This is a genomic window from Kitasatospora sp. HPM-01-4 (genome assembly GCF_051374625.1).
GTDB lineage: Bacteria > Actinomycetota > Actinomycetes > Streptomycetales > Streptomycetaceae > Kitasatospora.
This window is the reverse complement of sequence record NZ_JBPQGP010000005.1, coordinates 543,148-556,283: the sequence shown is the minus strand read 5'-3', so window position 1 is coordinate 556,283 and position 13,136 is coordinate 543,148. Positions and strand designations below refer to the sequence as shown.

The 13,136-nt window shown below is 71.0% G+C and carries 9 protein-coding genes and 1 pseudogene; 4 read left to right on the top strand and 6 right to left on the bottom strand.

The window, feature by feature from the left end; genetic code table 11:
* Positions 1-421: 421 nt before the first annotated feature.
* From lepB to ACSMTC_RS02385, 5 genes and pseudogenes are all read right to left on the bottom strand, one after another.
* The gene (gene lepB / locus ACSMTC_RS02405; RefSeq protein ID WP_436557947.1) at positions 422-1,354 is read right to left on the bottom strand and encodes a signal peptidase I; all 933 of its coding nucleotides are present in this window, start codon (positions 1,352-1,354) and stop codon (positions 422-424) included.
* A 210-nt stretch (positions 1,355-1,564) separates the two neighbouring features.
* Entirely contained in the window at positions 1,565-2,449 is an 885-nt protein-coding gene (locus tag ACSMTC_RS02400; RefSeq protein ID WP_436557946.1) for an ABC transporter permease, read from the bottom strand.
* Entirely contained in the window at positions 2,409-3,317 is a 909-nt protein-coding gene (locus tag ACSMTC_RS02395) for an ABC transporter ATP-binding protein (protein ID WP_436557945.1), read from the bottom strand. Before ACSMTC_RS02395 ends, ACSMTC_RS02400 begins: the two co-directional genes overlap by 41 nt.
* 164 nt (positions 3,318-3,481) lie before the next feature.
* Positions 3,482-3,913 (bottom strand): annotated as a pseudogene (locus ACSMTC_RS02390) (MarR family winged helix-turn-helix transcriptional regulator); the annotation flags it as partial.
* A gap of 146 nt (positions 3,914-4,059) precedes the next feature.
* Entirely contained in the window at positions 4,060-4,938 is an 879-nt protein-coding gene (locus ACSMTC_RS02385) for a TetR/AcrR family transcriptional regulator (protein ID WP_436557944.1), read from the bottom strand.
* Between the two features lie 99 nt (positions 4,939-5,037).
* Here ACSMTC_RS02385 and ACSMTC_RS02380 point away from each other — a divergent pair, with 99 nt between their 5' ends.
* Together ACSMTC_RS02380 and ACSMTC_RS02375 are read left to right on the top strand one after the other, a co-directional pair.
* The gene (locus ACSMTC_RS02380; protein ID WP_436557943.1) at positions 5,038-5,916 is read left to right on the top strand and encodes a siderophore-interacting protein; all 879 of its coding nucleotides are present in this window, start codon (positions 5,038-5,040) and stop codon (positions 5,914-5,916) included.
* A 340-nt stretch (positions 5,917-6,256) separates the two neighbouring features.
* Positions 6,257-7,747, top strand: coding sequence for a purine-cytosine permease family protein (locus ACSMTC_RS02375; RefSeq protein ID WP_436557942.1), 1,491 nt, complete (start codon positions 6,257-6,259; stop codon positions 7,745-7,747).
* 528 nt (positions 7,748-8,275) lie between these two features.
* Here ACSMTC_RS02375 and ACSMTC_RS02370 read toward each other — a convergent pair.
* Positions 8,276-9,673 carry an amino acid permease gene (locus tag ACSMTC_RS02370; RefSeq protein WP_436557941.1) on the bottom strand — a complete coding sequence of 466 codons (1,398 nt, stop codon included), beginning with the start codon at positions 9,671-9,673 and terminating at the stop codon, positions 8,276-8,278.
* A 459-nt stretch (positions 9,674-10,132) separates the two neighbouring features.
* Here ACSMTC_RS02370 and ACSMTC_RS02365 point away from each other — a divergent pair, with 459 nt between their 5' ends.
* Both ACSMTC_RS02365 and ACSMTC_RS02360 read left to right on the top strand, forming a co-directional pair.
* On the top strand, positions 10,133-11,542 hold the full coding sequence (locus ACSMTC_RS02365; protein ID WP_436557940.1) for a family 2B encapsulin nanocompartment shell protein: 1,410 nt from the start codon (positions 10,133-10,135) through the stop codon (positions 11,540-11,542).
* A complete protein-coding gene (locus ACSMTC_RS02360) occupies positions 11,529-13,094 on the top strand; it encodes a SufS family cysteine desulfurase (protein ID WP_436557939.1) in 1,566 nt (521 codons plus the stop codon). The genes ACSMTC_RS02365 and ACSMTC_RS02360 overlap by 14 nt, the downstream gene beginning before the upstream one ends.
* The last annotated feature ends 42 nt before the right edge of the window (positions 13,095-13,136 follow it).

Here is a 13,136-nt window from a genome sequence, read left to right as displayed (position 1 = left end):
CTCCTCCGAGAGCTTCATGATCCGCAGCAGCCGCTCGTCCCCGGCCGGGAGCCGGCTCTCTCCGTCGAGCCAGCCGACCAGGCGGTCGACGCTGTCCCAGATGCTGCTGTCCATAGGTGTCAGGCTCCTTCGAAGGCGAGTGCGCCCCCTACGGTACGGGCGCCGCCGCACGGGCCGCCCCGGCGGCCGTCACCGTACCGAGCGCCGCCACGGCCCTCACGCGCCGACGGGCACCGGACCGCAGGGGCTGCCCGTGGTCGCGGGGGAGCGGCCTCGCGGCCGCACCGCCCGGTCGACGGGGCGAAGCCGGGAGTCCGGCGCCACCGTGGCGAACCCGGCCGGCCTCCGGGCGCTCGGGCCGGCCGTGGCGTCGAACTACGGCCGCCGTTGCGGCTTTTCGGGCTCGCGGTACCGCCGTGGGCTACTCGCCCCCGTGCGGTGCCGTGCTCCCGGCCGCAGCCGGAGAGGTGGCACGCCTGCGCCGCAGCCAGAGCGTCAGCGGCACGGCCGAGGCCAGGCCCAGCAGTGCGGGGGACTCGGCACCCGGTGCGCCGGAGGCCGCGTTCGCCGTGAGCCGGGGCTGGCTGAAGGTGTCGGGCTCCGGCAGGGTGGCCCAGTGCGTCACCGGCCAGGCCACCACGAAGGCGCGTCCGATGACGTTCTCCTGCGGCACGAAGCCGTCGCCCGCGGCGCTGAGTTGGTGGAAGCGCGAGTCGGCGGAGCCGTTGCGGTGGTCGCCCATCACCCAGAGCTTGCCCTTGGGCACGGTCACCGTTCCGACCGGGTCGTTGTCGCAGGGCGTCGCACCCGGGTAGAGATAGGGCTCGTTCAGCGCGACTCCGTTGACCGAGACCGGGGCGCCGGCCGTGCAGGTGACGGTGTCCCCGCCGACCGCGATGACCCGCTTGATCAGGTCCTTCTCGTCGGCCGACGGCATCAGCCCGACCAGGCTCAGCGCCTTCTGCACCGCGCCGACGTGCGGCGTGGGCTCGTCCTTCAGCCAGTCGCCCGGATCGTGGAAGACCACCACGTCACCGCGTGAGGGCTTGGAGCCGAACCACGGTGTCAGCTTGTCCACCAGGACCCGGTCGCCCACCCGCAGGGTGTTCTCCATCGACCCGGACGGGATGTAGAAGGCCTGGACGAAGAAGGTCTTGATGACGAAGGCCAGCACCAGCGCGATCACGACCATGGCCGGAAGCTCCACCCACATCGGACGCTTGGCCCGCTCCCGGCCGCGCGCTGTCCTTTTCCGTCCCCATCTGCGGCCCATCCGGTCCCCCGAGTCGATACCCGTGCCTACGGGGGCGCGCTGCACGCCCCCGATCTGTAACGAACGAAGGTTCCCGGACATACGCCGGGCCGGAAAGTCCGGTGTCCGCGCACCGCACGCTTCCCGGACCCGGGCCCAGCCGCCCCAGGGCGTGACCCGCACCGCCGGGCCGAACAGCACGGCCTCCGGCGGCCGTTGGACGACCGCCGGAGGCCGGCGACACGGTATGTGCGCGGTTCGACCAGGCACGTTCGGCCTGCCGGAGCCCGCCTTGCCGGAGCCCGCACCGGGTCAGCGTGCCAACCGCCCCAGCAGGGCGGAGGCGACACCGATGCCGGCGAGGGCGGCGACGGCCAGCACCAGGAAGTCGAGGCCGAGATGCGCGGGCGTGCCGAGCAGCAGGCCGCGCAGCGCGTCGACCTCGTAGCTGAGCGGATTGCCCTTGCTGATCGCCTGCAGCCAGCCCGGCATCAGCGCCACCGGGTAGAGCGCGTTGGAGGCGAAGAAGAGCGGCATGGTGATGGCCTGGCCGATGCCCATCAGCCGGTCCCGGGTGAGCACGATCCCGGCGATCGACACCGACAGGCAGGAGAAGAACGCCGAGCCGAGCATCACCACCAGGGCGACTCCGGCCAGGTTCAGCGGGTTCCAGCTGAGTGAGACACCCAGCGCGGCGGCGATCAGCAGCACCACCACCGCCTGGATCAGCGCCTTGACCCCGGCGGCGAAAGCCTTGCCGGTGACCAGCGCGGAACGCGGAGTCGGTGTGACCAGCAGCTTGGTCAGCACCCCCGAGTCCCGTTCCCAGATGATCATGATGCCGTAGAAGATGGCGATGAACATCGCGGACTGTGCGATGATCCCGGGCGCCAGGTAGTCCAGGTACGGCACGTCGCCGGTGGGGATGGCCCGGAGCCGGGTGAACGTCTCCCCGAAGATCAGCAGCCAGAGCGCCGGCTGGACCGCGCGGGTGTAGAGCTCGGTCCGGTCGTGGCGCAGTTTCTGCAGCTCCACCAGGCACATGGCGAGCATCCGGTTGACCACCATCCGCCAGCTGTGGCGGGGTTGCGGCGGATGCAACAGCAGCTCCGCCGGGAACGGCTCGGCGGCGGACGCTGCCGCGCCCGGATCCTGGTCAGCCGACGCGGGACGCGGTGTGGCGGGTACGGCGGACATCTCGGAAGTCGCCTCCCTCCTCGGTGGATTCCCGGCCGTCGAGGCCGCGCCCGGCGTAGTGCCGGAAGACGTCCTCCAGGGTCGGTGCTGTCGACGGGCCCTCGGCGGCCTGATCGCCCGACCGCTCCGTACGGGCGAGCCCGGTCCGCAGCTCCTCGGGGGAGCCGACGGCCCGGATCCGGCCGTGGTGCATCAGGGCGACCCGGTCGCAGTACTGCTCCGCCTCGTCCATGTAGTGGGTGGTGACCAGGACCGTCATCCCGGTGGCCAGCCGGACCCGGGTGATGTGCTCCCAGACACTGGTCCGCGCGATCGGGTCGAGCCCGATCGTCGGCTCGTCCAGGATCAGCAGGCGCGGTGCGCTGACCAGGGCCTGCGCCAGTTCGAGACGGCGCACCATACCGCCGGAGTACGTGCCGGCGAGCCGGTCGGCCGGCTCGGTCAGCCCGACCGCCGCCAGCACCGCGTCGACGCGGTCGGCGCGTTCGCGGCGCGGTACGTCGAAGACCCGGGCGAAGAGCGCGACGTTCTCCCGACCGGTCAGCCCGCTGTCCGCCGACAACTGCTGTGGCACATAGCCCAGTAGACGCCGTACGGCCATCCGCTCCCGGGCACAGTCGTGGCCGAACACCTCGACCATCCCCGGTGGCACCGGCAGCAGCGTGGTGATCACCCGGATCGCGGTGGTCTTCCCCGCGCCGTTCGGCCCGAGCAGCCCGAAGACCTCGCCGGGCAGCACGTCCAGGTCCACCCCGTCCACGGCCCTGGTGCTGCCGAAGGAGTAGCGAAGTCCGGTACAGCGCAACGCTCTCGACCCGATGGTCCCCGGAGGCCGATCGCGCTCCGCCTGCTCTGCAACCGTCGTCATGTCGGTATCCCTTCTGACTGCGGTGCTCCTCGACATCGGGAACCCGGCGGAGGCACCCGCTCCCGAAGGCGGGGCTCCGGAACACAGGGCTCCAGAGCATCGGGCACCGCGGCCGGCGCGAAGTCCGCGCGGCACCCCTCCCGTAATACGATCTCGTCCCGCCACAGGCTCTCGGTGAGCCTGTGCAGCGCCGGGAGGGCCGCCCTGAGGGCTGCCCGGTCCTCCTCGGACAGTGCGGCCAGCCGCTCCCGCACCAGGGCGCTGCGCCGGGCGTCCCAGGCCCGCAACCGCTCCACGGCCGCGGGCGTGGTGTACAGCAGCGCCGCGCGGCGGTCCAGCGGGTCGGGTTCACGGCGCAGCAGCCCGGCCCGGACCAGCTGGTTGACCAGCGTGGAGACGGAGTTGCCGGCCAGGTACAGCTCCGCGGCCGCGGCCGAGACCCGGAGCCCGGGCCTGGTGTCGGCCAGGCGCAGCAGCTCGATCTGCGCACCGCGCAGCCGTGGTGCGGTGAGCCCGCTGCGGAGCCTTCGCCGCAACACCCGTTGGAAGCCGGCCAGCTGCTCGGTGAGTTCGCCGGCGAGATCCCTCGGCGCCATGCTCCCGATTTTAGCTCTCAGTGAGAGCTAACGGCAGGGTGCGTGCAGACAATCCGACAGGATGAGTAGGCCGGACTCACGGGTAACTCCCAGGCGGTTCCGGCCGATCCGGTTCCGCCCGGTGCCGCTGCGCCCGCGCCTGGCGCCTAAGCCTCTCCGCCCGGTGCCGCGGCGGCCCCGACCTCTTCCGGCGCGGCCCTGCCCGGGGTCGGGGCGGTTGCTTCCGGCGCCGGAGCGGCCGCGCCCGTGGCCGATCCGGCTCGGACGATGGCCGCCTCGACCCCGTCCAGCAGGACGGTGAGCCCGATGTCGAAGGTCTCCTTGGCCTCCCGCTCCAGATAGGGGATGCCGTCGTCGGCGGGCTGGACCGCGCCTTCGGTCTCCAGCCGGACCACCGTCGGGAACCGCTCGGCGAAATCGGGTGCGACCTCCCGCAGTACGGCCGACCTGGCCGACCACCACTCCGCGTCGCTCACCCCGGTGGCGGTCGCGGCCTGGCGCGACTCCGCGATGGTCTGCGCGGTGGCGCGGACGAGGTGGAACAGCGACCCCACCAGGCGCCGCAGCACCCCGGCGGGCAGACCGGTCCCGTAGAGGACGCGGACCACGGCCTCCAGTACGCCGTACTCGTTCGGCCCGAGAACCGGCCGGGCCTGCGACACCTGGAGCACCCAGGGGTGGCGCAGGTAGAACGCGCAGGCGTCACCGGCCCAGGCGGTCACCGCCGCCCGCCAGCCCTGGTCGAGCCCGTACTCGCCGGTGAGCTCGCCGAGCACCCGGTCGTGCATCAGGTCGAGCAGCTCGCTCTTGTTGGCGACATGGGTGTACAGGGCCATGGCCGTGCACCCCAGCCGGTCGCCCACCGCGCGCATGGACAGCGCGGCCATCCCCTCCGCGTCGGCAAGTCGGACCGCCGCTTCCACGATCAGGTCCACGCTCAGGCCGGAGCCGCGGCGCGGTTCGGCGGTGCGCCAGAGCAGAGCCATCGAACGGCTGGCGTCGCCCCTCCCGGCGAAAACGACCAACGCACAACTCCTTACGGTGTAAAGTCCATTCAGCGTCTCGCTTTACGGCGTAAAGACTACCATTCGACCAGGCTTCGCCGATGACTTCAGGGGAGTGTCATGGAAGAGCTGCTCGTCTCGTTCCTCACGGTGGCGGCGGTCCGCCGCCTCTCGCCGCACATGATGCGAATCACCTTGACCGGTCCAGGACTTGAAGGCCTCAGGAGCTGGCCGGACCAGCAGCTGAAGCTGATCCTCCCGAGGCCCGGCCAGACCGTTCCGCGGATTCCGGAGCCGAATCCGGACGGTGACGCGATGCGTTGGTACCAGGCCTATCTGGCGATTCCCGAGAGCGAGCGGCCGTGGCTGCGCAGCTACACCGTCCGCGCGCACCGTCCGGACCGGGGAGCGATCGACATCGACTTCGTCCTGCACGGGGATCCGCACGGCGACGGGCTCGGTCCGGCGACGCGCTGGGCGCTCACCGCCAAGCCCGGCGACGTCATCGGCCGCTACGGTCCGTCGGCCGCCTATGCCCGGCCGCTCGGCAGGGCCGACTGGTATCTGCTGGCCGGGGACCAGACCGCACTGCCCGCGATCGCCACCCTGATCGAGTCGCTCCCGGCGGGAGTGCGGGCGCTGGCCTGGATCGAGGTCGGCGGACCGGCCGACGAGCAGCGCATCGACACCCGCGCCGAGGTGGCCGTGCGCTGGCTGCACCGGGGTGACACTCCGGCCGGGCGGAGCGACGCGCTGCTGGAAGCCGTCCGGGCGGCCGAGTTCCCCTCCGGCGAGGTCGCCGCCTGGCTGGCCGGCGAGTCCTCCGCCGTACGGGCCCTGCGTCGGCACCTGGTGGACGACCGGGGTCTGGAGAAGCGGTCGATCGAGTTCGCGGGTTACTGGCGGCTGAAGCTGACCCAGGACGACGCCCCGACCCCGGAGGACCTGGCCGAGGCGCAGGAGCGTCTGGCCCAGGCCGGGGAGTCCGGGCGGGAGTAGCGCCCGGCGGACCGCACCCAGGTAGGCCAACGGCTCGGCACGGACCATCCGTGTCGGGCCGTATGCGTTTGGTTAAGTAATACTTAATCGGCGGATAAATGCCGCGATCGGGACAGGGATCCCGGTTTGCTTCCGGCGAGTTGCCCTACTATTGGCTTCTATGTCCAGTTTGATCAGGCCGCCGAGGGAGTCCCAAGGCGCCACGAAGGGGTACAAAACCCGTCAACTGGTCAGATTTTGGTCGAAGTAGGGTAGTTGCAGCGCGTTGACGCGCGTAGACTCCCACCGTACCTGTCCGGCGCTGTGGCCGGACCCGATTCACGTACGGAGCCCCTCTCATATGGACACCTTGTCCACCGCCGACTCCGACGGCGCCATCGAGACCCGAGGTATCGAGCCGGTACCGGACAGTGAGCGGCACGGCCGCGTCCGCGAGCTCTTCCCGACCTGGGTCGCGGCCAACATCAGTGTGCTGTTGCTCACCATGGGTGCGGCCCTGGTGGTCTTCAACCAGCTGAACTTCTGGCAGGTCCTGATCGTCGCCGCCTGCGCCGCGGTCGCGTCGTTCGGCATGGTCGGGCTGCTGTCGGTCTCCGGCAAGTGGGGTGGCGCGCCGGGCGCGATGCTCTCCCGGGCGACCTTCGGTGTGCGAGGCAACCTCTTCCCGGGCTCGATCCTGTGGGTGGCGCGCTTCGGCTGGGAGACGATCAACGCGGTCACCGGCGCCTACGCCGTACTGACCGTCCTCGACCTGCTCTTCGGCATCAAGAGCAACACCGTGCTCATCGTGGTCACGCTGTTCCTGTTCGTCGCCAGCACCTTCCTGGTGAGCGGCATGGGCCGCAAGGCGCTGAACGTGTGCAACAAGTGGTCGACCTACCTGTTCGGCGTCTTCAGCATCATGGTGCTCGGCTACCTGGTCGCCAACGTGCACTGGAGCGAGGTCTTCGCCAAGCCGGCCGGCACCACCGCGATGATGATCGCCGGTATCGGCACCATCGCGGCCGGCGGCATCAGCTGGGTGCCCACCGGCCCGGACTTCGCGCGCTACCTGCCGCACAAGGCCTCCGGTAAGAAGATCGTCGGTGTGACGGTCTCCGGCGCCGGCATCGTGGTGGTCCCGATGGTGCTGATGGGCGGCGTGATGGCGGTCTCCACCCCGGACCTGGCCAAGGCGCAGGACCCGGTGTCCTTCCTCGGTGACATCCTGCCGACCTGGCTCGCCGTGCCCTACCTGCTCACCGCGATCGTGGGCATGCTGCTGATCAACAGCCTGTCGATGTACTCCGCCGGCTTCACCGCGCAGACCATGGGCGTGAAGCTTCCGCGCGCCATGGCGGTGAGCATCAACGCGGTGATCTCCCTGGTCGGCGGTCTGCTGCTGATGCTGGTCGCCACCAGCTTCCTCGGCTCCTTCATCACCTTCCTGGTCCTGCTCGCGGTCTCCTTCTCCGCCTGGATCGGCGTCTACACGGTCGACATGCTGCGCCGCCGCTCGCGCAAGGTGCGCTACGACGCCGAGGGCCTGATGGACACCACCCCCACCAGCCGCTACTGGTACTCGGGCGGCTTCTGCTGGCAGGCGATGACCGCCTGGAGCATCGCGCTGATCGCGGGCATCTGCTTCACCAAGTGCGACTGGTTCACCGGCCCGTTCGCCTCCACCCCGGTCGGCGAGTACGGCCTCGGCTGGGCCGCCACCATCGTCATCTCGGCGGCGATCATGGCTCTTCTCCCGACCCCGCAGGAGAACACCCCGGCCCCGGCGGCGACCGAGGCCGAGCCGGCCACCGCGGAGGCTGCCACGGAGCTGGAGACCGCGACCGTCTAGCCTCCCGCGACCCCGTAACACCGAGAGGTCCCCTGCACCGCCGTGCGAACGGTGCAGGGGACCTCTGCGTTTATGTGGACCGGTCCGGTGTTCCGGGGCCGCTGCGGCGCCTCATCGCGCAGTCTCGTGGCGCTACTTCGTGAAGCTCCGTGGCGCTTCTGCGCGCAGCCTCGTGGCGCTTCTGCTCGTAGCCTCGTGCCGCCGCTTCGAGCAGCTCCGCAGCGTCTCGCCTAGCAGCCCGCGTCCGCTGTTCTCGAAGCCGGCCAGGGAACTGGAGCTCGCCGTCGGTGCGGCCGCTCCGGAGGCGGGGCGGGATGACGGACGCTGACGCGCTCCGGCTCCCGTCGGGGCGGTCGCGCGGAGAGGGCCGGATCCCGGGCACACCGGCCGGCCGAGTGGCCGGTCCACACCGCTGGCCGCATCCGCTGTCCGCAGCCGCTGTGCACATCCGCTCCGCCGAGCCCGCAACGCGAAGGGGCGGCAGGGTGTCGACCCCTGCCGCCCCGATCGGCGTTCCGGTTCGTCGGATTACGAGGCCGAGGCCTCGCGGGCCCGACGGCCGGCCATCCAGACGTAGACCAGGATGCCGGCGAACAGGAACAGCACGCCCTGGTAGACGGCCGCGTAGCCGGCGCCGGCGAGCAGCCAGAGGGAGAACGCGAAGGCGCCCAGGCCGAGGGCGGCGTCCCTGGCGAGGCGGCTGGGGGCCACCTTCCCGCTCTCGCCGCGGACCAGCCAGTAGAGCTGGGCGGCGGTGGAGAGCAGGTAGGGGACGCAGGCGGTGAAGGTGGTGACCAGCACCAGGATGTTGAACGCGTTCTGGGCGCCCGCGGTGAAGTTGAGGATGGTCAGCAGCGAGGCGAGCACGACGCTGATCAGGACTCCGAAGACCGGCACCCCGCGGCGCTTGGTGGCGAAGGGAGCCGGGAAGAGCCCGTCCTGCGCGGCGGCGTACGGGGCCTGCGCGGCCAGCAGGGTCCAGCCGTTGAGCGCGCCGGTCATCGACACCAGCGCGGCGACGGCGATCACGGTGCCGCCCCAGGCCCCGCCGAACATGGAGTTCACGGCGTCGGAGAACGGCGCGGTGGAGTGGACCAGCTTGTCGTGAGCGACCGTCCCGAACACGGCGAGGGTGCCGAGCAGGTAGACCACTGCCGCGCCCGCCGTCCCGAGGACGCTGGCCCGGCCGACGTTGCGCTCCGGGTCGCGGACCTCGCCCGCACTCATCGCGGCGGACTCCACACCCAGGTAGCTGAAGAGCAGGATCGCGGCGGCGGCGGTCATCCCGCCGACCCAGCCGTGTCCGGAGGCGTCGAAGGGACCGGGCTTGGCCGGGTCGAAGAAGAACAGGCCGCCGACCGAGACCAGCGCGAGCGGGACGAGCTTCAGCACGGTGGAGATGAGCTGCACCGCGCCCACGTACCGGGTGCCCGCCAGGTTGGCCAGCGCGGGCAGCCACTGGACGGCCAGTGCGGCGCCTATGGTCAGCCACTTGGAGTGCTGGATCGGCAGCAGCACGTCGAGGTAGCCCACGGCGGCCACCGCGAGCGCGGCGTTGCTGACCAGGGTGGTGATCCAGTAGGACCAGGCCGACAGGAAGCCGGCGAAGTCGCCGAAGGCCTCGCGGGCGTAGACGTAGGGCCCGCCGGTGCGCGGGTTGCGCCGTGCGAGCTGGCCGAAGACCAGCGCGAGCGCGATGGCCCCCACCGTCAGCACGGCGAACGAGACCAGGCTGACCGTCCCGTAGGGGGCGACGGTGGCCGGGATCATGAAAATTCCGCCACCGATGATGTTGCCCATGACCAGGGCGGTGGCGGTCGGCAGACCGAAGCGTCCGATCCTTCCGGGGGCCGGGGCGGCCGAGTCTGCGGTGTCGGGCGTGCTCGGCGGGGCTGCCTGCCGTCGTGCGGCCGGGCTGGTCTGCATGAGGGGGGTGTGCCTTTCCTGATCCTGCTCGCGCTCTGTGGAGCGAACCTCAATGCTCGCGTAGCGGACACCTCTTACCAAATCACCAGGATTTGTGTCGCAAGGCCGATATCGCACCGGAAAACTTGCGGTCACCGGGCTGCTTCACCGGTACTCGTCCTGCGCCGCTTCACGCCTGCGGTCCGGGCAATGGGCTGCGCGTTGCGGGTAATCCCCAACACCAGCTTTCGAACATCTCACCGCGGCTTATGGGTCAATTCACTCTTTTGCGTGAGTTTCATTGAGTCGATGCCCAGTGCTGTGCACCGGAATCAAACGGTGTAATCGAACATGCTCACGCCCGCGCAATGGAGTGGCAACAATCGATGGCGAATGCACGAAGAGCGGATCTTCCGCCTGTACTACGTTTTCTGACGTCCCGTCAGGCCTTCGGATCGAGGACAAGGACCAGGACCAGCCATGACCACCGAGACCGCCCAGCAGAACCAGCAGAGCCTCAGTACCTCCGCCGCCAGGAACCTGGCCACCACCACCAAGACCGCGCCGCAGATGCTCGGGATCACCCCCCGCTACCTGCTGCGCGCGCTGCCCTGGGTGGACCTGGAGGCCGGTGTCTACCGGGTCAACCGCCGCCGGGGCTTCATCCTCGGCGACGGGCTGATCAGCACCTATGTGGACGGCGGCGGTGTCTCCCGGGTGATCGCCGAGGACCTGCGCGAACTGGCCTTCCTGCGCGAGCAGGAGAGCCCGCTGCTGACCGCCCTGGCCAATGCCTTCGTCCAGCGCGAGATCGGGCCCGGCGAGCTCATCGCCGACGCGGGCGCCCCCACCGAGGCGCTGCACGTCATCGCGTTCGGCCGTGCCGAGAAGCGTGCCACCGGTCAGTACGGCGAGGACGCCCTGCTCGCCGTGCTCGGCGACGGCGACTTCTTCGACGCCGGCGCCTGGGTGCGCGGCGAGGCGATGCCCTACCAGGTCAAGGCGGTCACGCCGTGTACCGTGCTCTCCCTCGACCGCCGCACCCTCACCGAACTCGCCGACCGCGAGCCCGCGTTGCGCGCCGGGCTGGACGCCTTCGCCGCCGACGGCCGGGGCCCGGCCGACCGCGAGCACCCGATCAGCCTGACCTCCGGCCACAGCGGCGAGCCGCAGCTGCCGGAGACCTTCGTGGACTACGAGGAGAGCCCGCGCGAGTACGAGCTGAGCATCGCGCAGACCGTACTCAAGGTGCACACCCGGGTCTCCGACATCTACAACTCCTCGATCGACCAGGTCCAGGCCCAGCTGCGGCTGACCACCGAGGCGCTGCGCGAGCGCCAGGAGTGGGAGATGCTCAACAACCCCGAGTACGGGCTGCTCAACAACGTCGTGCCCAGCCAGCGGGTGCACACCCGCAAGGGCGCGCCGACACCGGACGACATGGACGAACTGCTCGCCCGGGTCTGGAAGCAGCCCGCGTTCTTCCTGGCCCACCCCAGGGCGATCGCCGCGTTCGGGCGCGAGTGCACCAGGCGCGGGGTGCCGCCGCAGATCGTCGAGCTCTTCGGCAGCCCGTTCATGACCTGGCGCGGCGTACCGCTGCTGCCCTCCGACAAGCTGGACCTCAAGGGCTCGGCCGACTCGGCGCCCGGGACCACCAACATCCTGCTGATGCGGGTCGGCGAGGCCGAGCAGGGCGTGGTCGGCCTGCGCCCGGCCAAGGTCCCGGACGAGGTGGAGCCGGGCCTGTCGGTCCGCCCGATGGGAGTCGACCGCCAGGCCATCACCTCGTACCTGGCGACCTGCTACTTCTCCACCGCCGCGCTGGTGGACGACGCCATCGCGGTGCTCCAGAACGTCGAGGTGTCGAACTACTATGACTACTCCTGACGGATTCGGGCGCGGCACCGGGATGAGCCGACCCACCGCTGCGGTGGGTGAACCGGCCATCGGGCCGGGCCAACCCACCGCCGGGATGAGCCGACTCTCCACCGCCCCGGCGGGGTTGACCGGTGCCACGGCGCCGACGACCGGGATGTCCGGGGGGCTCCCGACGCAGGGGATGCCGCCGGCCCCGGAGCTCTGCCCGCTGCCCGCGGCGCTCGCCCACGCGGCCGGAGGTGCCCGCTACTGGCTGCCGCAGCAGCCGGTCCGGACACCGGCGGCGACACCGGCCGTGACACAGCCCGTGAGCCCGCCACCCCCGCCCTCCCCGACGTCGAGCGGCTTCGACGTCGAGGCCGTCCGGCGGGACTTCCCGCAGCTGCACCGCGAGGTGAACGGCCGTCCGCTGGTCTGGCTGGACAACGGCGCCACCACGCTCAAGCCCCGCCAGGTCACCGAGGCCGTCGCCGAGCACTACTCGATGGGCACCTCCAACGTCCACCGCGGTGCGCACAGCCTCGCCAAGCAGGCCACCCAGGTGTACGAGGAGGGCCGCGAGGAGGCGGCCAAGCTGCTCGGCACCCAGGACACCGGCGAGATCGTCTTCGTCCGGGGCACCACCGAGGCGGTCAACCTGGTGGCGCAGACCTGGGGCCGGGCCAACCTTGGGGTGGGCGACGAGATCCTGGTCTCGGCGGCCGAGCACCACTCCAACCTGGTGCCCTGGCAGCTGATCGCGGCCGAGCGCCGGGCCCGGATCAGGCCCATCCCGCTGCTCCCCGACGGGCAGTTGGACCAGGACGCGTACCGCGACCTGCTCGGCTCGCGGACCAGGCTGGTGGCGCTGACCCACGCCTCCAACGTGCTGGGGACCGTCCCGCCGGTGGCCGAGATGACCGCGCTCGCCCACCGGTACGGCGCCAAGGTGCTGGTGGACGGCGCGCAGGCGGTGAGTCACTTCCCGGTGGACGTCACCGCACTGGACGCCGACTTCTACGCCTTCTCGGGGCACAAGATCTTCGCCCCGACCGGGATCGGCGTGCTCTTCGGCAAGCGCGAGCTGCTGGAGACCATGCCCCCGTGGCAGGGCGGCGGCAACATGATCGACTCGGTGAGTTTCGAGGAGACCACGTACGCCCCGATCCCGCACCGGCTGGAGGCGGGCACCGGCCATATCGCCGGGGTCGCCGGGCTGCGGGCGGCGCTCAAGTACCTTGCCGGCCTTGACCGGGAGGCCGCCACCGCGCACGAGGAGCAGCTCACCGCCTACGCGATGGACGCTCTGGCGACGGTCCCCGGGCTGCAGCTGATCGGCAACGCACCGGGCAAGATCGGGGTGCTGACCTTCCTGCTCGCCGGAACCGATCCGATCGCGGTGGCCGGGGCGCTCGACCAGCAGGGCATCGCGGTGCGCGCCGGGCACCACTGCGCGCAGCCGGCGCTGGCCTCCTACGGTCTGCAGAGCGCGGTCCGCGCCTCGCTCGCCGTGTACAACACCGTGCAGGACGTGGACGCCCTGGTGGCCGCGGTCCAGGGGATCCAGGCCCAGGCGCGGTGAAGACGGTGTGGGGCGGGTGCCGGTACCGGCACCCGCCCCACC